This window comes from Microbacterium sp. LBN7 (assembly GCF_045690345.1).
Taxonomy (GTDB): Bacteria; Actinomycetota; Actinomycetes; order Actinomycetales; family Microbacteriaceae; genus Microbacterium.
In genome coordinates this window covers 1129038-1146939 of the sequence record NZ_CP147856.1, presented here as the reverse complement: position 1 = coordinate 1146939, position 17902 = coordinate 1129038, and the positions used below count along the sequence as shown (strand labels likewise).

Sequence of the window (17902 nt, the reverse complement as noted above, 5' to 3'; positions counted from 1 at the left end):
ATGACTACCGTAGGATTCATCGGTCTCGGCACGATGGGGGCGGCGATGGCGGGCCGCCTCATCGATGCTGGCCACACCGTGCTCGTCTGGAACAGGTCGAGTGCAGCGGCAGAGCCGCTAGTCGCGGCCGGCGCTCGATCGGTGGAATATCCGGCGGAAGCCCTCCGTGCGGGTGTGGCCATCTCCATGCTCGCCAACGACGCCGCGGCCAGTGCCGTCTTCACTCCCGATGCGCTTCGGTCTGCGTCCGGTGCGGTGCACGTCAACATGTCCACGTTGAGCCTCGCCACCGTGCGGGAGCTGGTCGTGCGGCACCGCGAGGCCGGCGTGGCGTACGTCGCTGCCCCTGTACTCGGACGCCCCCACCTCGCTGCGAGCGGCGGGCTGAACATCGTCGCGGCTGGGCCGTCGGACGCCCTGAATCGCGCCGAGGAATTCCTTTCTGTGCTTGGGAAGCGGACCTGGCGGCTCGGAGAGGAACCCGAGCGAGCGAATCTTGTCAAGATCGGGGTCAACTACAACCTCATCCATACCTTGCAGGCCCTGGCCGAATCCGTCAACCTCGTCGAGCGGGGCGGTGTGGACGGTTCAGTCTTCGTCGAGATCCTGACCGACGCAGCCTACACGGGCACTGCGTACACCGGATACGGCAAGATGATCGCCGAGCGCGGCTACAGGCCAGTCGGATTCTCCGCTGCGCTGGGTCTCAAAGATCTCACTCTGGCGCAGTCTGCCGCACAGGAATATCGGGCTGCCCTTCCTACGGCGGATGTCCTCGCCGACATTTTCGAGCAGACTCTTGAGGACGGCGAACTTTCGCAGCTGGACTGGTCGGCGATGGCTGAGATCACGCGCCGACAGAACTGAGGGCGGAGTAGCTGTAGCGTTGCATATCGGATGTTCGAGCGTGGCATCGACGATCGTGAGCTCTCTTCGGGACATGGCCCCGAAGAGCCGCTCCGTGACGGTGCGCGTGTGATGCTGGGCCTCGACGAGTGTCCGGGAAGTGTCCGGAGTGTCCCGAGCACAGCGATCTCAGAGCGCAATGCGAGTGTGGCGAGAACCACGAGAGCCAATGTTGAACGGTTGTAGATCCGCATTGTCATGCGGTGCCCAAGGCGATCCGGGGCCAAGCGCGCAGACGGGCGAGAAGCCAGCCATGGAGGGAGCACCACCCTGCTAAGGTGGAGTCCCCTCACGGGGACCAGGGGTTCAAATCCCCTCGTCTCCGCACCTGGATCGTTCAGACGATTCCTCCTCCGGGTCGCACCCGATCTCCGATGCATCTGAAGACGACCTCGGTCGTGATGCCGGGTGCCAGCACGATGTGTGCCCCGAGCGCGTCCGTCGCGCGGCACTCGAACTCGGCGGCCACGAGCTGCGCCGTCCCCGATGCATCGAAAGTCCACTCCATGTCGATGGAGATCCCCGGTCTCGCGATCAGCCCTTTTACCCGTCCCGGCCCGAACGAGCGGGGGACCGCCGGGAGCAGATCGAGCACGCCCTCGTGAGACTGCACGAGCATCTCCACGACCGCGGCGAGGTAGCCGAGGTTGCCGTCGATCTGGAACGGCGGATGCGCCGAGAGGAGGTTGGGGTAGAGACCGCCCACCCATGTTCCGCGATCGACCGACATGTCGCGGAACATCAGCTGCAGCAGCCGATCGATCTGCTCCGTCTGCCGCAGCCGCGCTCGCAACGCGAGCTTCCACGCCAGCGACCATCCGGTGGATTCGTCGCCGCGCTCGTCGAGGAATCGACTGGCCGCGGCGAGGAGTGCAGCATCGCTCGAGCCCGGGCCCGGATAGAGGAAGTAGAGCGGGGACAGGTGACGATGATGCGGGTCGGTCGGCGTGAGATCGCCGGCCCACTCGGCGATGCTGCCGGAGCTCGAGATGCGCGGTCCCGGGATGCGGGGGAGGGCGTCGATCGCGGCGAGCACCACCTCGTCGTCCGCGCGTCCGAGAACGCGCCCTGCGTCGATCAAAGCGCGGAGATGGTCGCGCACCAGGTCCAGATCCAGAGCCGCGGATGCCGCGACGGCACCCACACCCTCAGCGGTCACGAAGTCGTTCTCGGGGGACGTCGAGGGGGACGTCCCGAGCTGTCCGTCCGGCGCCGCCCGGAGAATGGCGAGCGCGAACCGTGCCGCGGACGCCAGGATGCCGAATCGTCGCTCGAGCACCGCGCGGGAATCGCCGTAGGAGGCGTGATCGATGAAGCGGCGGGCGAGCCAGAGGCCGCCCATGGGCCAGAACGCCGACTTGGCATCGTGGGTGCCGTGCCCGATCATCTGCGTGTACGCCCAGGCGTCGGTGTTGTGATGCGCCACCCACCCGTCGGCGCCGTACAGTCGGCGAGCGGTCTCCGTGCCCCGTTCCGCGAGCCGTCCGATGAGGCGATCGAGAGGCTCGGCCGTCTCGGCCAGGTTGACGGCATCCGCCGCCCAGTAGTTCATCTGCAGGTTGATGTTGAGCGTGTAGTTGCAGCTCCACGGCGGACGGATGCTGTCGTTCCAGATGCCCTGGAGATTGGCGGGGAGCGTGCCGGGCCGCGACGAGCAGATGAGCAGGTACCGACCGTAGTTGAAGAGCAGCGCAGCGAGCGCGGGATCGCGTTCCAGTCGCACACCTCCGACGTCGAGGTTCTCCAGGCGCCTCCCGGTGTCGCCCGCGGAGGCCGCGGAGCCGAGGTGGAGCACGGTCCTCTCGTAGAGCGCGGCGTGATCCGCCACCTGATCGGCCCGCACGAGATCGAGCCCGCGGTCCCGTGCGGAGCGGACCCGTCGACCCGCCTCGCGCGACGCCGACTCGGCATCGCCGCGCAGGGCGCGGCCGTCGTCGGCGTAGGTGGTCGCGGTGGCGAGGACGAGAGTCAGTCTCGTCGCAGATCGCACCCCGATTGCCTCTGCGATCGACTCATCCGTGACGCCGTCGTGCTCCACGGCGATCACCGCGGCGCCCTGCAGGGACTCGCGGCCGTCATCGGAGTAGCGGACCGGCCGGTCGGCATCCGTATGGGGTGGGAAGACGTCGACCGGCATGCGGAGCAGCATCTCGAGGACTCCCGTTCCGCGCCGGTTCGCGAGGACTCGGAGCGCGCTGGTCATGCGGACGCGGATGTCGACCGGTTCGCTCGCCGTGATGTCGTGGATCAGGACGCCATCCGGCGCGCTCACGCGTGTGACGTGGGTGAGGTCGACGCCGCGGATGCGCCCGGACGCCGTGTGAGTCGCCGTCGGCAGGTGCAGTTCTCGGTGGTAGTGGTCGACCGTGTCGGTCGATGCGTGGGGAGGTGGATCGACGCGGATCTCCACGTCGGCGAACGGGAGGTAGGCCTGGCTGTGGCGATGCTGGAGCGCGCGCAGTGCGTGCTCGGCATCGGCGTATCGCTGTTCGGAGACCGCGGTTCTCGCGCGACGGAGCGCTTCGGACGCGATATCGGCCGCGACCGGCGCGAGCAGTTCGGAGCCCGGTCCTCCTGACCACGCGGTGTCGTCGTTGATCTGCAGGCGAGGGGAAAGGAGGTCGCCTGAGCACATCGCGCCGAGGCGGCCGTTGCCGAGCGGCAGGGCCTCGTCGAAGGTCTCTGCGGGACGGGAGTATTCGAGGCTGTGAACCATGACCTGTCTTCTTCGAAGTGACAAACGATTATCGATTACTGTATGTTATGACTGTTCTTCCACAACGATGTGTTCTTGAAAGGATCGACGATGCTCAGACGACGGAAACTCGCGCTTGCCGCTGCCCTCACCGCGACCACAGCCGCTCTCGCCGGGTGTGCCACGGGCGGAGGTCAGGGCGACGGGAGCGCGACCGAGATCCGCATGCTCGTGAACGTGACCCCCAATCTGACCGAGGAGTGGTGGAACGATCTCGTCGCCCCCTTCGAAGAGGCCAACCCCGACATCGACGTCGTCATCCAGAACCCCGGTGCCGAGGGAGTCACAGCGGCGGTGCCGCGACTGCTGGCGTCCGGCGACGTGCCGGACATCGTGCAGAGCATCCCTCCGTCGCTCGAGCTCGCCCCGGAGCTCGTCGACCTCTCGAAGTACGAATGGGCGTCGGAAGGCCCTCTCGCCGACCAGTACTCGATCGACGGCGCCTATTACATGGCCGGCATCGGCGTCCAGTTGCAGAGCCTCATGTTCTACAACAAGGCCGCGTTCGAAGAAGCCGGCATCGCCGAGGTCCCGACCACCCTCGAGGAGCTGGACACCGCACTGGGCAAGCTGTCCGCAGCGGGGTGGGTTCCCCTCCAGACCGGCGGCGATTGGATGTCCAGCCACCTGCTCCAGGCGATCGGGCTTCCCTCGATCATCGCGGAGCACCCGGACTGGTTCGCCGAGATGGACGGCGGTGAGCTCACCTTCAGCGACACGTACGCGGATGCCGTCGAGCAGTACGCCGACTGGGTGAAGGCCGGCTACATCCCCCAGGATGCGCTCGGGGTCAAGTATCCCGATGCGGAACAGACCTTCCTCGCGGGCAGCAGCGCGATCTACCCGATGGGCAGCTGGTTCGCGGGCACCGAGGCCAAGACCGAGGACGCTCCCGAGATCGGCGTCTTCCGCGCACCCGCCGTCGCGGGCGTGGACAACCCCGCGATGGGTGCCAACATCGCGAGCCCGTACCTCATCATGAAGTCATCGGAGCATCAGGACGCCGCGGCGAAGCTGATCGAGTACCTCACCACGGATGAGACCGCGGTCATGGATCAGCTCGTGGTCGACGGCAACTTCCGCGACGGCTACGAGTACGACATGACCGCGCTGGGCGAGGAGCTCTTCGCGATCGTCGCAGACACGCCTGCCGCCGACTACACCCCGACCGGTGAGGGCTACGGCGAGCGCGTTCTGCCCGGCGGGTACTCGACCGAGATCAACGCTCAGACGCAGGCTCTGCTGGGCGGTGTGCCGGCTGCGGATGTGCTCACCGCCATGGACGCCTGGTTCGACGCCAACCGCTAGCAATCCACTCCGGGGGTGCTGCAGCACCCCCGGTCCCCCCTCGACGACGGAGGTCCCTCATGGCAGTGAGTGCCACATTCCGCCCGACTGCGGCTCGCGCGTCGCGGAGCGCCGCGCAGGTCTGGCGCCACCGGCTGCCCGGCATCATCATGGGCGGCCCCGCACTGCTGGTGTTCATCGCGATGTTCATCATCCCGATGATCCTCGCCGTCGTGCTCAGCTTCACCGACTGGAACGGCTACAGCCTCAACTTCACGTTCGTCGGGGTGGAGAACTACCTCTCCGCCTTCCGCAATCCGCGAACGGTGGATGCCGCGATCTTCACGGCGACCATCGCCCTCATCGGCACGGTGCTCTGCAACGTCGCCGGGCTCGCGGTCGGCGCTCTGATCGCCGGACCCGGCCGTGCCAACACCGTGATGCGGACGATCTTCTTCTACCCCTACATCATCAGCGCCCTCATCATCGGCTTCCTCTGGTCGGCGATACTCGCGCCCCAGGGCGCGACCAACGGGCTGCTCGAGCAGCTGGGGATCTCGGCGCTGCCGTTCCTCACCGACACGGGATGGGCCAAGGCGAGCGTCATCTTCACGGTGGTGTGGTCGCACTTCGGCTTCAACATGATCCTCTACATCGCCGGCATCAAGTCCGTCCCCGCGGAGTTCTACGAGGCGGCGACGGTGGACGGCGCGTCCCGCTGGCAGCAGTTCCGGCACGTCACCATCCCGCTCATCGCTCCGGTCGTCACCGTCAACCTCGTCCTGACGCTCGTCGGCCTGCTCAAGGTCTACGACATCGTGCTCGCGCTGACCGACGGCGGTCCAGCCGGATCGACGCAGACGATCGTGTACCAGGTGCTGAAGGACTCGTTCGCCCAGGCCGAGCTCGGGTTCGGCGCAGCCCAGTCGGTGATCCTCCTCGTCGTCACCGCGGTCCTCGGTCTGGCCGTGACGCTCGCCAGGCGCGGCTCCGAGAAGAAGGTGACGGACTGATGATGACCACCACGCAGACGAGGACGATCATGACGGTATCCGCTGGCATCATCGAGGAGATCGAGCCGCCGGAGGGACCGCGTCGTCGCCGTCCCCGTCGGATCCGATCCCGCGGTCCGCTCGCTCGTGCGGGCACCACCCTCAAATGGGTGCTGCTCGGCTCGGGAGCGCTCGTGATGCTCGTGCCGCTCTACATCATGATCATCAGCGCGTTCAAGCCGCAGGAGGCGATAATCCGCTCGCCTCTCGCGATCGATCCGAGCATCTTCACTCTCGAGTACCTCGCCGAGGCGATAACGAGCGAGAAGTTCAACGTCATCGGCGCCTACGGCATCACGCTGCTCTTCGTGGTGCTGGTCAACGTCTTCGGCATCGCGCTCGCCGCCCCCGTCGCCTACGTGATCGCGAGAGGTCGCTCCCGATGGCATCTGGGGCTGCTCCTGGTCTTCGTCTCGGGGCTGTTCATCCCCGGGCAGGTGACGCTCATCCCGGTCGTCTTCGTGCTCCGACTGCTCGGACTGATCAACACGATCCCGGGATTCCTCCTCTTCGAGACGGCGGCGACGCTGCCCGTGACGATCTTCCTCTTCGCGGCCTATCTCCGCACCGTGCCGAGGGACATCGACGAGGCCGCCTCCCTCGACGGAGCGGGTCGCATCCGGGCCTTCTGGTCGTGCATCTTCCCGATCATGAAGCCGGTGGTGGCAACGGTCGTCGTGCTCAACTCGATCAGCGTGTGGAACGACTTCGCCAGTCCCCAGATCATCCTGGGACCGAGCTCCGGCATCTACACGGTCACCACCGGGGTCTACGCCGCGGTGGGCGAGTTCTCGACGAGCTACACGACGGTCTTCCCGACCCTTCTACTCGCTGTCGCGCCCGCGGTCCTGTTCTTCATCGTCATGCAGCGCCACATCATCGGCGGCCTCGTCGCCGGCGCGACGAAGGGCTGACCCCGTGACGATCGACATCCCCTCGACGCCGCTCCGTGCCATCCCGGCCTGGGCCGTCCTCCAGCGTCGCGTCTTCGACGAGATCGAGGTCGCCTGGAGGAGCTTCTCCGACAGGTACACGGGCGGTGACGGCCGGCTGAACTGGTCGGGCTCGTTCGACAGTCGAGACGGTGTGGACGACTTCTACGAGCCGTTCTTCAACTGGCCGACCTTCCATGCGCTCGGCGGCAGCGACGACATCCTCATCGCCGCGAAGCGGCACTGGGAGGGCGTGACCGCGCAGCTCACCGAAGCAGGCATGCTCACGGGGGAGTTCGAGAACGGATACGACTGGTTCCATCAGGGCGAGTCGCTGCTGTTCTTCTACGCGCTGTGCGCTGCCGATCCCGACGACGTGCGATTCGCGGATCGAGCCCGGCGATTCGCGGAGCTCTACACGGATGCCGCGCACGGCAACTACGACCCGACCGCGAACATCATCCGGGCTCCCCACAACGGAGCACTCGGCGCACTCACCGGACTCGGCAGGCAATGGCAGGCGTACTCGGCGAGCCAGCCCGAGATGCGACCGTACGGGCTGCCGCTCGAGCACCTCGACGGGATCCGCACGTGGGACGATCTCGCGAGTCCCGCCAACGCCGAGACCATGGGGCGTGCGATGCAGGAGCTCGCGATCGGCGATGTCCCCGTGAATCTCGCATCGACGAGCCTGGTCGTCAACCGGTGGCTCTACGACGGAGACCCGGCGGCCGCCTCCTGGGTGCAGCGATACGTGGACGGCTGGATCGGACGGGCCGCGGATCACGGCGGGCTCATCCCCGACAACGTGTCGCCGGAGGGGATCACCGGAGGGCGCCACGACGGTCGCTGGTACGGCGGTCACTACGGCTGGGGATGGCCGCACGGTCTGCATTCGGTCGGGATGGTCGCCCTCATCGGCGGCATCAACGCGTCGTTCGTCACCGGCGACGACCGATATCTCGACCTCGCCCGCACAGCGCTCGACACCGTGCTCGACCACTCGATCACGGCATCCGTCGCCGAGACGCCCTTCAGCATGCGCGGCAGCTGGCTCGCGAAACTCGGCTCGGCCGCGTCAGAGCCGATGACTCTCGTCCCCTACCGCTACGGCCGCGACGGCTGGTTCGACTACGGCCCGCTCTCCCTCGACCTCCCGACGTGGTTGTGGTGGTGGTCGAGAGACGCCGCCGACCTCGAGAGGCTCATCCGCGTCATCGACGGCTACCCGCGCACGGAGCATCCGGTGATGCCGTTCCGGGACAAGCTGGAGGCGGGACATGAGGCGCCGTGGCTCGAGTTCCTCGCCGGCAGGCTCCCCGACTACCCCGAGCAGGCACTGTCGATGGCGCTCGGTCAGATCGCGCGTCGCGTCGCGATCATGGACTCGGACGAACTCGATCCCGACGGCGATCACCTCCATTTCTGGCAGCGTGTGAACCCGGTCGTCACCGAGGTGCTCGGTCAGCTGATCAGCGGGACGCCGCAGATCCTCTACAACGGAGGACTCCCGTTCATGGCCGTCGCCTATGAGGATGTCGATGCGGCCCGACCCGGTCTGCCGCCGGATGTCGCGGCCCTCGTGCACCGACTCGACGGAGCCGAGATCGAGCTCGAACTCGTCAACACCTCCCACACCCGAACGCGCCGCGTACGGGTTCGGCCGTCGAGATTCGGCGAGAAGCGGATCAGCGGCGTCACGAGCGAGGGCGAACGCGGGGGCGTGCATCCCGGCGCGTCAACGACCTTCGCCTCGGTTCCCGGTGAGCGCTTCTCCGAACACCGCGACCTCGACGTCCCGGACGTCGTCGTCGTGCTGCCTCCCGCCCACGGTGCACGGCTCACGCTCACCACGGTGGCGGCATCCGATCGTCCCACCCACAAGCGCCCCGGCAGGGCAACCTCATGACCGACGACATCGCCGGCAGTACGCCATCCAGAGCACAAGGAGCTCCACCCATGTCCGATTCCCCGATCGAGCTCGCTCGACCAGACTTCGACCTTCCCGTGCGCGGCGGACGATTCGAACGCGCCGACGTCGAGTCGATCGCGAGAATGGGGACGGTGTCGTCGGCGACGGCGTGTGCCAAGCTGCACGGGATGGGGATCACCCGTTCGTTCGTCGACGGACCGCAGGCGCTCTCACCGGGACAGCGCGTCGTCGGCTCCGCCCTCACCCTGCAGTTCATGCCGCAGCGGGAGGACATGGCCTCCGGGCTCGGGCAGGAGTACGTCGAACGTCACACGGCGCTGTGGGAGGTGCTCGAGACGGTGCAACCCGGAGACGTGCTCGTCATCCAGGCCTACGGCAGCCGATTCTCCGGCTGCATCGGAGACATACTCGCCAGCTACTTCGCCCGCAAGGGCGGGGCGGGCATCGTCGTCGACGGACGCATCCGCGATGCCGGTCGCATCCGCGACCTCGGCATCCCCGTCTGGTCCACAGGCACCACGCCGCACTACGCCTCGCAATCCGAGCTCTTCCCGTGGGCGTACGATGTGCCCGTCGCCGTCGGCGGTACCCTCTGCATGCCCGGTGACCTCGTCGTGGCAGACGACGACGGCCCCGTCATCGTTCCGCAGCGGCTGGCTCATGACGTCGTCGATGCGGCGCAGGATCACGAGCAGTGGGAGGTCTTCAGCAGGCAGCGACTGGAGGAGGGAGCGGTCCTGAGCGACTACTACCCGCTGTCGCCCGACGCTCGGCAGGAGTACGAGTCGTGGCTCTCCGCCCGAGCCTGAGGCCGGCGAGCGGCCGATCGGGTTCGCTGCTGGCGGGGTTGGGGTGCGCACCCATCGGGAACCTCTACACACCCGTCCCCGATGACGCCGCGACGGCGACCATCGAGCGCGCCCTCGAGCGCGGCATCCGCTTCTTCGACACCGCCCCGCACTACGGGGCGGGGGAGAGCGAGCGACGCCTGGGCGCCGCTCTCGCCGGGGTGCCGCGCGACGACGTCGTCATCGCGACCAAGATCGGGCGGAGGATCGTCGCCGCCGACGGGGCGACCGTGGAGACCGGCGGCATCGGCGTCGACACCACAGGCGACCTCACCCGCGACGGAGTCCTGAGGAGTCTCGAGGGCAGTCTGCGTCGCCTGCGCACCGATCGGATCGATCTGCTGCACCTGCATGATCCGGAGGACGTCGATCTCGCACTCGCCGAGGTGATGCCCGTCCTTCACGATCTGCGGGATCAGGGCGTCGTGCGCGCGATCGGGATCGGTATGGTCCGCACCGCTCCGCTGGTGCGCTTCGTCGCGGAAGCGGAGGTCGATGTCGTCATGCCCGCGGGCCGGTTGACCCTCCTCGATCGGTCAGCCGAGGAGCAGCTGCTGCCCCTCGCCCGTGAGCGCGGCGTCGGGATCATCGGGGCTGGGGTGTTCAACTCCGGGATCCTCGCCGACCCGGTGGGCTCGCCCTACTTCGACTATCGCGCCGCCTCCGATCGACACCGCGAGCAGACGGATGCCTTCGCGGCGGTGTGCCGCCGGTGGGGGGTTCCGCTCGCCTGGGCGGCGGCGCGCTTTCCGCTGCGATACGCACAGGTGGAGGGGATCGTCGTCGGTGCTCGCACGGCGCACGAGGTGGACGATTTCGCCGACGGACTCGAGGCCGAGCTCCCCGGCGAGCTCTGGGAGGAGCTGGACGAGGCGGCATCCGGCATCGCTCGATGACTCCCATCGTCGATGCGCACGTGCACCTGTGGGACGTCGAGCGGATGTCGATCCCCTGGTTCCGTGACGACCTCCGGCTGCCGCGATCGGTGACGGCATCCGAGCTGCGCGAGACGTTGGCGGGAACGGACGTGCGCTCGGTCCTCGCCGTGCAGGCGGCGGACACCCTCGGCGAGGCGCGATGGCTGCTCAGCGAGGTCTCGTCGCTGCCGGCATCCCGCGTCGTGCTGCAATACGAGCCGCACGATCAGGAGTGGAGCGGCGCGACGGGTGCCGCGATCGAGGAATCCGGCGGCCGCGTGGCCGGCATGCGCGTGGCTGCACCCGCCGCTCGGGCGGATCTCGCCGACGTGCCGCACCTCGAAAGGCTCGCGGAGGGACTCGCGGAGACGGGAAGGGTCATGGAGGTGCTCATCCGGGCCGAGCAGCTCCCCGCGGTGCGAGGGCTCGCCGAACGGCATCCGTCCCTCGCCATCGTCGTGTGCCACCTCGGTCTCGGGATGGCGGAGCCGACCCGGCGATGGCGTGATGATCTGCGGTCGCTCGTCGACCTGCCCGCGGTCGTGGCGAAGTTCTCCGGCGTCGCACGGACGCCGGGCGATGGGCGGCGACTGCGTTCGCTCTTCGCCGATGCCGAGGCCGCGGTCGGAGTGGACCGGCTGATGTTCGGCAGCGATTGGCCGATGTCGTCTCGGGTGCTGCCCTACCGAGACCTCATCCGTCTGACGGCCGAAGCCGTCGGAGAGCTGGACGCTGTCGGTGCGCGAGCATTCTGGTCGGGTACCGCCGCGCGGACCTACTCGCTCGCCTCGTCCTGATCGGTCGGGACGAGCAGCGTTCCGGCGGCGTGGGCGCGGAAGAGCTCTGCGGCGGCAGCCGGATCGGATCCTTCGAGCACATCGAGGAGGCTGCGGTGCCAATCCGCCACCTGCACCCAGTCTCCCGGGAAATGCGGGTCGCCGAGCACGTGCATCGATCGCAGGCTCGGCTCGATGATGTCCCACATCCGAGGGAGGTAGCCGTTGCCGCTCGCCTCGATGACCGCCCGGTGGAACGCGAAGTCGAGCTCGCGGAACTCACCGAGGCGCAGGTCGTGGGCGGCGGTGTGCATCTCGTCGATGAGGCCGCTGAGGCGGCGCCGCGTCGCGTCATCCAGACGACCGCAGGTGAGCGAGCCGGCGAGCGATTCGAGAGCGGCTCGAGCGACCTTCGCCTGCTCCACCTCTTCGTCGGAGTACCTGGCGACGAAGTTGCCCTGGTGACGGATGTGCGTCACCAGACCCTCGTGCGAGAGCCGCTTGAGCGCATCGCGGACCGGGGCCTGACTGACCTCGAGCTTGCGGGCCAGCTGAGACTCGACGAGCTGTTCTCCCGGGTGCAGGGTCGCATCCTTGATCATGGCCTTGATCAGCACATAGATCTGGTCGGAGAGCAGGCCTTTCTGCAGACCGGTGACCGAGCTGAACACATCGCTCATGTGCACACCATAACCTCTCTATGACAATCGTTCACAGCGTCACGCCCGACCGCTGTACGCGTCGAGCCAGGCGTCCGCGATGATGCGGGATCCCGTGGCTGTCGGGTGCACGCCGTCGGGGGCGAGGGCTTCGCCGCCGACACCCGCCGCGGCCTCGGAGAGGATGCCGTGCAGCGGGACGAACGATGCGTCGAGCTCTGCAGCGATGGCGGCGACCGCGCGCCTCTTCCCTGCAAGGTCGTCGAGCCACTCGCGCTGCTCCGATCGCACGGGAAGCAGGAAGGGCTCCATGAGGATCAGGCGGGGAGCATGGTCGCGCGGCCAGACGTCGAGGAGGTCGCCCAGGGCGTCCTCGAATTCCTGCGAGGTCGTCGGATCTCCGTCGTCGAACCGGCGCCAGGTGTCATTGACGCCGACATACACGGTGAGTGTGGAGGGGGAGTGGGACAGGACGTCGCGCTCCCATCTGGCGGACAGGTCGCGGACGCGGTCGCCGGCGATGCCGGCATTGATGATCCGGGAACCCGGCAGCTCGGGGGCCACCAGGGAGACATACCCGTCACCCAGGGAATCCGGCCGGCTCCTATCGCGACCCGCGTCGGTGATCGAGTCGCCGACGAACATGAGGATCTCGTGTGCTGACATCCGCTTCCTTTCCTTGCCACCACTCTATCGATAATCGCTAGAAACATGCGGAAGGGGCGGTCGCCGATGCGACCGCCCCTTCCGTCGGATCAGACGCGTGACCGTCGACGCAGGACGAACGCCGTGCCCAGGATGAGCAGCACCGCCGCGAGCGCACCGGCCGCCCAGCCGACGGAGCCGCCCGTGAGCGCGAGACCGCCGCCGGATGCGGAAGGCCCGGTCGGCGCCCCGGGCCCGCTCGGGCCGCCCGGCCCTCCGGGCTCTCCGGGTTCCGACGAGCCCACCGTCGGGGCGAGCAGCAGCCCGTTGCCCTCGACGTAGTGGAAGACGTTCAGGTAGCCCTCCGAGGCGATCGGGTTCGCCGTGTCCGCATCGACCCGGCTCCACACCGTGACGCCGTCGACGCGCAGCACCAGCCGGGAACCGGCGGTGGCCTCGGCTCCGGCGGCGACGACGCCGAACTCGATGGTGTGGGGCGTGCCGGCCGAGATCGTCGAGTTCGGGATGACGTCGATCATCGTCTGGCCCGGCTTCCAGCTCTGGAACTCGATGACGTCCTCCTTGATGACGACCAGGTATCCCTTGTTCCCGTCGACCCACGGGGGATCGCCGGGACGGTCGGAGCGCACCGCGAAGCCGAACCAGCCGTCCTCGAAGGCGTCGACGGTGGCATCGAACCTGAGGAGCCCGTCGCCGAACGTCTCCGCGGCGTAGCCGACCACCCCCTCGGCGGTCACCGAGACGCCCGCGTCGCCCACCGAGACGGCCTCCGACGCCGGCCATCCCTCCACATCGGTGAGTCGGTCGCCGAGATCGATCACGGCGTACTCCGGATCGGTGACGGACACGGTCGCGGCAGCCGTGACCGAGGGGTTCACCACGGAGGTCGCCGTGATCACCACGTCTCCGGCGGCGACGCCGACGACGGTCCCGTCCTCCGCCACCGAGGCGATGGCCGGGTCGGCGCTCGTCCAGGTGACATCGGCACGCGCATCCGGCGGGGTGACGGACGCGGTGAGGGTGAGGCGCTCGCCCGCCGCCAGCCCGACCGACTCGTGCGAGAGGGTCAGGCCCGTCACTTCCACGGGAACGAGCGACAGGCGCACGTCGTCGAACTCGACGTGTGCAAGATCCTGCACGTAGAACCCGACCTTCCCGCGTACCTCGGGCGCCGGGTTCTCGCCGTCGATCACGAGTTCGCCATCGACGCTGACCCGGATCCCGGATGCCGTCACCACCAGCTCGATGTCGTAGACGGTGTCGGGAGCGAGGCCCTCGCCCGCAGGCAGCACGACGGATTCGACCGTTCCCCACGCGCCGTCGAAGATGATCCACTCCGAACCGGCGGCGAGGTGCTGATAGCGCACGTATCCCGCGGTGGTCGCTCCGCTGCGGTCGTAGATCAGCATCTGCCCGCCCTCGGTGAGCTCCTCCGGGGTGCGCATCTGGAACTGGAGCACGTATTCGCCGAACTGACGATCCAGCTGTCCGTTCGCCCCTCCGCGCACGCGGTACCAGTGGTCGCCGCTCTCGTCCTCGACGAGCGTGAGGTTGCCGTCGACCGGCCACCCGTTGCCGCCGGATTCGAAGTCGGTGAAGTGCAGCACGCCGTCTCCGTCGAGCACGACCACGACCATCTGATCGGTGAGGCCGGGGTCGGCGACCGAGGTCGCCGTGACCGTCACCGAGCCGGGAGCGAGAGCGGTGAGCACGCCACCGGCATCGATGGACGCCACCGCCGGGTCGCTGCTCGTGTAGGTCACCGAGGTGTCGTCCGCATTCCACGGCACCGCCTCGGCCGCGAGGGACAGGGATTGGCCGAGGGGCACGGCCGCCTCATCGGTGGGGAGGTGGATCGACTGGAGCGGGATGGAGTCGATGCCGTCGCTGACACCGACCGAACCCTGCAGGCCGATCTGCTCGAACGGGATGGCGGCGAAGCCGGGCACCGCGTCGAAGACGGCTGCATCCTCGGCGAGCCGGAAGTCCTCCCCCTGCCAGTCCACAAAACCGGGATCGGAGTCGGTCACCCAGTTGTCCGCGTAGCTCATGAGCTCCACGACATCACGGGCGCCATGCGCGTTGACATCACCGCTGCGAGGCATCGTCGGGTTCCAGGTGACGTTGCGCTCGAAGACGTTGTGCGCGGGGAAGTGATGGTCCTCCTCGAAGAACGTCAGCAGCTCGGGGTGCTGCGCGGCGTACGGAGTGTCGACGAATCCGTTGTTCTCCTCGAACAGCTCGATCCATCCCGGCATGTAGTCGGTGTCGACCTTGTTGCCCGGTTCGTCCCCCATCCACATCTCGTAGTTGTTGTAGGGGATGTGCGTGTCGACGAAGACGTTGTTCCTGGCGGTGATGTAGTCGCCCGAACCGTTCTTGATCGCGTCGTTGCCCATCCGGTAGAACACGTTCTCCTCGATGAGGAGATCGCGGGTGAGGTTGTCGGGATAGATGCCCTCCACTCCCAGGCGGCCGATTCCGGTGTCATGGAAGTAGTTCCTCGAGATGACCGTGCCGCGCTGCTGGGGAGTGGCGCCGGCGTTCATGTAGATCGCGCCGAGATCCTGGAACAGCTTGCATATGTCGTAGATTTCGTTGTACTCGATCAGATGATTGTTGCCGTGCACGATGATCCCGGGGTGAGGCGCATCGTGGATCTCGTTCCCGCGCCCGATGTTGCCGACCCCGACGAACATCAGCGCCGGGTTGTAGGCCTTGTGGTAGTAGGCGAAGTCGTGGATGTGCGAGTTCTCCACCCGGATGTTGCCGGGCGTCAGCGTCTCGGCATCGCCGCCCTGGAGCACGGCGGCCACTCCGCCGATGTGGCGCAGCTCGGATGACACGATCGCGTGATCGACGCCGCCTCGGTTCACCGGGATCTCGTCGTAGGTGTAGCGACCCGGGGTGTTGAACAGCACGCCGCCGTCGGCGAAGTTCTGGATGTCGCTGTTCGTGATCTGCACATCGGCTCCGCCGAGGATGACGGCTGCCGTCGCGCGTCCGTATTCGAGGACGAGCTCGTCGAAGCGCACGTGCGATGTCTCATCGGTCCAGATCATCGGCTCGTCGAGCATCGTGACCGTAGCTTCGGCGTCCGTGGTCGAGAACGCGGCGTTCGGCAGGTGATAGAGGATGCCGGCTTCGCGGTCGATGTAGTACTCGCCGGGGGCATCCAGCTCTTCGAGGAGGTTCTCCGCGAAATGGAAGTCCTCGAACCACGTCTTCATGAGGCCCGACATCTCGCCGTAGGCGAGGCTGATCGTCTTGGCTTCGGTGTCGATCGATTCGATGCGGTTGTACGACCACTCCCAGCTGTATCCGAAGATCCCGTCGAGCCAGATGTCCTCGGCTTCCGTCCAATACTGAGGGCGGTCGTAGGTGTACGTGAAGGTGCCGCCGCGCTCCTGGAGGTCCGCGTCGCCCTGCACCGGGCCGGCATCGAGGATCTCGCCCATCTGCACGGTGTCCGTGTTGGGCCAGCGCGCGAGCGTCTGGCCCTCTCCGCCGACGTAGAGCTCCATGGGCGGCGTCTCGCTGACGTCGTTGGCCTTCCAGTATCCGTGGCGGCTCACCTGACCGTAATCCGTGATGCCGAGCGCTCCGAGGTCGAGCTGGAGGACGCGGCTGTGGGCGGAGTCGTCGATGATCCGGTCGAGTACCGCAGGATCGTCCACGGGCACGAAGGCGTTCTTGTCGAGCTCGACGCCCCCTGTCAGACGCGCGGTCTCGCCCGGGTAGGAGCGGTAGGTGATCGGGGCATCAGCGGTCCCCGAGTCCTCCGCGGTGAGTTCGAACGACTCGGAGCGTGGATACGAGCCGCCGCGGAGGTAGACGGTCGCGCCTTCGTCGAGGCCGTTCGCCGCCCGCTCGACTCGAAGCGCGTCGCGCGCGGCCTCGAGTGACTTGAGCGGCGCATCCTCCGTGCCGGCGGCGGAGTCATCGCCGTCGGGGGAGACGTAGACCTCGAAGGGACCGGCCGCAGATGCGGGTTGCGCGCCTGCGGGTGCCAGGGCGAGGCCGACGGCCAGAAGGAAGGCGGTGCAGAGGGCGATGGGCATGCGCTTCATTGCGTCGTTTCTCCTCGGTGAGTTCGGCACGCGCTGCGCGGGCAGCTGCGGACCATGCGTGAGATCCGACAATAATCGATAATCGAGAAAACGAAAAGGGGTAAGACGCACCACCCGGAGGAGCTCACGGATCAGGCTCTCGTCGCCGTGACGCTGCGAGGCGAGCGGAGCGCCGAGGTCGTCGTCCGACCGCGTCAGGCCTCGACGGGGGGAAGCGTCGCGAGAGCGTCGAGGAACGAGCGGACGACCGGCGTCTCGTTCCTCGGGTTCCAGACCACTCCGACCTTCCAGGAGGCGCTCGCCCCGCGCAGGCGCCGCATGCCCACGTGCCGGGGCGCGATGTTGCGCGCGCTCTCCGGCACGATCCCGATGCCGATTCCTGCTGCGACCAGCGCGAGGACCGTCTGGAGGTCGTCGGCCTCTTGGACGATGGTCGGCTGGGCTCCGACATCCGCGACATAGCGGGCGGCCTGAGCAGCGAGTCCCGGGCCGCGGCCGACGGACAGCCGGACGAGCGGATGCTCGTCGAGCCAGTGCGGAAGCGCCGTGTCGTCTGCGGGAGGCACCCAGTGGGCGGGATGAGCGATCGCCAGATGATCCGAGAGCACGGAGACGGCGCGGAGGTCGCGCGGAACCGGAAGACGGGTGAACGCGATATCCAGCTCCCCGCTTCGTACGCCGTCGACGTGAGCCGATGACGACATGTCCTCCAAGCGCACGGAGACCCCGGGGGAGCTCACGCGGAAGGCCGCGACCGCCCGGGGTGCGACCCCGATGCTGGAGAGCCCGAAGCCGATGGTGAGATGACCCTCTTCTCCGGCGCCGACGCGCTTCGCCCGTTCCTCGAAACGAGTGGCGAGGTCAACGATCGCGCGGGCCTCACTCATGAGTTCCGCGCCGGCGGCGGTGAGCACGGCACCGTGACGTCCACGGTGGAACAGGGGTGTTCCCACCAGGGATTCGATCTGCTGGATCTGCTTGGTGAACGCGGGTTGGGTGATGGAGAGTGCTATCGCGGCTTCGCTGAAGGTCTGCCGATCGGCGGCCTCGACGAAGGCGCGCAACAATCGGATATCCATTCCCAGAGGATATATCTGATTA

At 67.6% G+C, this 17902-nt stretch carries 13 protein-coding genes; 8 read left to right on the top strand and 5 right to left on the bottom strand.

What is annotated here, in order from left to right:
- Positions 1-867 (top strand): NAD(P)-dependent oxidoreductase, encoded by an 867-nt coding sequence (locus tag LBN7_RS05525; RefSeq protein WP_341946343.1) that lies wholly within the window; start codon positions 1-3, stop codon positions 865-867.
- A 376-nt stretch (positions 868-1243) separates the two neighbouring features.
- Here LBN7_RS05525 and LBN7_RS05520 read toward each other — a convergent pair whose 3' ends face one another.
- Positions 1244-3622: a glycosyl hydrolase family 95 catalytic domain-containing protein gene (locus LBN7_RS05520; protein ID WP_407361214.1), complete on the bottom strand. Its 2379-nt coding sequence runs from the start codon at positions 3620-3622 to the stop codon at positions 1244-1246.
- Positions 3623-3712: 90 nt separating this feature from the next.
- Between LBN7_RS05520 and LBN7_RS05515 the strand changes: the two genes are divergently transcribed.
- The 7 genes from LBN7_RS05515 to LBN7_RS05485 are packed head-to-tail and all read left to right on the top strand — an operon-like array spanning position 3713 to position 11427.
- Positions 3713-4969: an ABC transporter substrate-binding protein gene (locus LBN7_RS05515; protein ID WP_407361213.1), complete on the top strand. Its 1257-nt coding sequence runs from the start codon at positions 3713-3715 to the stop codon at positions 4967-4969.
- A 59-nt stretch (positions 4970-5028) separates the two neighbouring features.
- Positions 5029-5961, top strand: coding sequence for a carbohydrate ABC transporter permease (locus tag LBN7_RS05510; protein WP_116634267.1), 933 nt, complete (start codon positions 5029-5031; stop codon positions 5959-5961).
- Between the two features lie 29 nt (positions 5962-5990).
- Positions 5991-6914, top strand: a complete 924-nt coding sequence (locus LBN7_RS05505) for a carbohydrate ABC transporter permease (protein ID WP_407361212.1) — start codon at positions 5991-5993, stop codon at positions 6912-6914.
- Positions 6915-6918: 4 nt separating this feature from the next.
- Complete coding sequence (locus LBN7_RS05500; RefSeq protein WP_407361211.1) at positions 6919-8841, top strand: hypothetical protein; 1923 nt, start codon at positions 6919-6921, stop codon at positions 8839-8841.
- Positions 8842-8891: 50 nt separating this feature from the next.
- Positions 8892-9674, top strand: a complete 783-nt coding sequence (locus LBN7_RS05495; protein ID WP_243408823.1) for a ribonuclease activity regulator RraA — start codon at positions 8892-8894, stop codon at positions 9672-9674.
- A complete protein-coding gene (locus LBN7_RS05490; protein ID WP_407361210.1) occupies positions 9653-10609 on the top strand; it encodes an aldo/keto reductase in 957 nt (318 codons plus the stop codon). Before LBN7_RS05495 ends, LBN7_RS05490 begins: the two co-directional genes overlap by 22 nt.
- A complete protein-coding gene (locus LBN7_RS05485; protein ID WP_407361209.1) occupies positions 10606-11427 on the top strand; it encodes an amidohydrolase family protein in 822 nt (273 codons plus the stop codon). Before LBN7_RS05490 ends, LBN7_RS05485 begins: the two co-directional genes overlap by 4 nt.
- Here LBN7_RS05485 and LBN7_RS05480 read toward each other — a convergent pair.
- From LBN7_RS05480 to LBN7_RS05465, 4 genes are all read right to left on the bottom strand, one after another.
- A complete protein-coding gene (locus tag LBN7_RS05480) occupies positions 11406-12086 on the bottom strand; it encodes a GntR family transcriptional regulator (protein WP_116634272.1) in 681 nt (226 codons plus the stop codon). The genes LBN7_RS05485 and LBN7_RS05480 overlap by 22 nt on opposite strands.
- 39 nt (positions 12087-12125) lie before the next feature.
- Positions 12126-12731, bottom strand: coding sequence for an SGNH/GDSL hydrolase family protein (locus tag LBN7_RS05475; RefSeq protein ID WP_116634273.1), 606 nt, complete (start codon positions 12729-12731; stop codon positions 12126-12128).
- Between the two features lie 89 nt (positions 12732-12820).
- On the bottom strand, positions 12821-16801 hold the full coding sequence (locus LBN7_RS05470; protein WP_407361208.1) for an Ig-like domain-containing protein: 3981 nt from the start codon (positions 16799-16801) through the stop codon (positions 12821-12823).
- A 194-nt stretch (positions 16802-16995) separates the two neighbouring features.
- Positions 16996-17880, bottom strand: coding sequence for a LysR family transcriptional regulator (locus LBN7_RS05465; protein ID WP_407361207.1), 885 nt, complete (start codon positions 17878-17880; stop codon positions 16996-16998).
- Positions 17881-17902 lie beyond the last annotated feature (22 nt).

What these genes read in the sequence shown, in the direction of transcription:
- LBN7_RS05525 (WP_341946343.1), top strand. Translation starts at nt 1, where the DNA reads ATGACTACCGTAGGATTCATCGGTCTCGGCACGATGGGGGCGGCGATG.
- LBN7_RS05520 (WP_407361214.1), bottom strand. Translation starts at nt 3,622, where the DNA reads ATGGTTCACAGCCTCGAATACTCCCGTCCCGCAGAGACCTTCGACGAG.
- LBN7_RS05515 (WP_407361213.1), top strand. Translation starts at nt 3,713, where the DNA reads ATGCTCAGACGACGGAAACTCGCGCTTGCCGCTGCCCTCACCGCGACC.
- LBN7_RS05510 (WP_116634267.1), top strand. Translation starts at nt 5,029, where the DNA reads ATGGCAGTGAGTGCCACATTCCGCCCGACTGCGGCTCGCGCGTCGCGG.
- LBN7_RS05505 (WP_407361212.1), top strand. Translation starts at nt 5,991, where the DNA reads ATGACGGTATCCGCTGGCATCATCGAGGAGATCGAGCCGCCGGAGGGA.
- LBN7_RS05495 (WP_243408823.1), top strand. Translation starts at nt 8,892, where the DNA reads ATGTCCGATTCCCCGATCGAGCTCGCTCGACCAGACTTCGACCTTCCC.
- LBN7_RS05485 (WP_407361209.1), top strand. Translation starts at nt 10,606, where the DNA reads ATGACTCCCATCGTCGATGCGCACGTGCACCTGTGGGACGTCGAGCGG.
- LBN7_RS05480 (WP_116634272.1), bottom strand. Translation starts at nt 12,086, where the DNA reads ATGAGCGATGTGTTCAGCTCGGTCACCGGTCTGCAGAAAGGCCTGCTC.
- LBN7_RS05475 (WP_116634273.1), bottom strand. Translation starts at nt 12,731, where the DNA reads ATGTCAGCACACGAGATCCTCATGTTCGTCGGCGACTCGATCACCGAC.
- LBN7_RS05470 (WP_407361208.1), bottom strand. Translation starts at nt 16,801, where the DNA reads ATGAAGCGCATGCCCATCGCCCTCTGCACCGCCTTCCTTCTGGCCGTC.
- LBN7_RS05465 (WP_407361207.1), bottom strand. Translation starts at nt 17,880, where the DNA reads ATGGATATCCGATTGTTGCGCGCCTTCGTCGAGGCCGCCGATCGGCAG.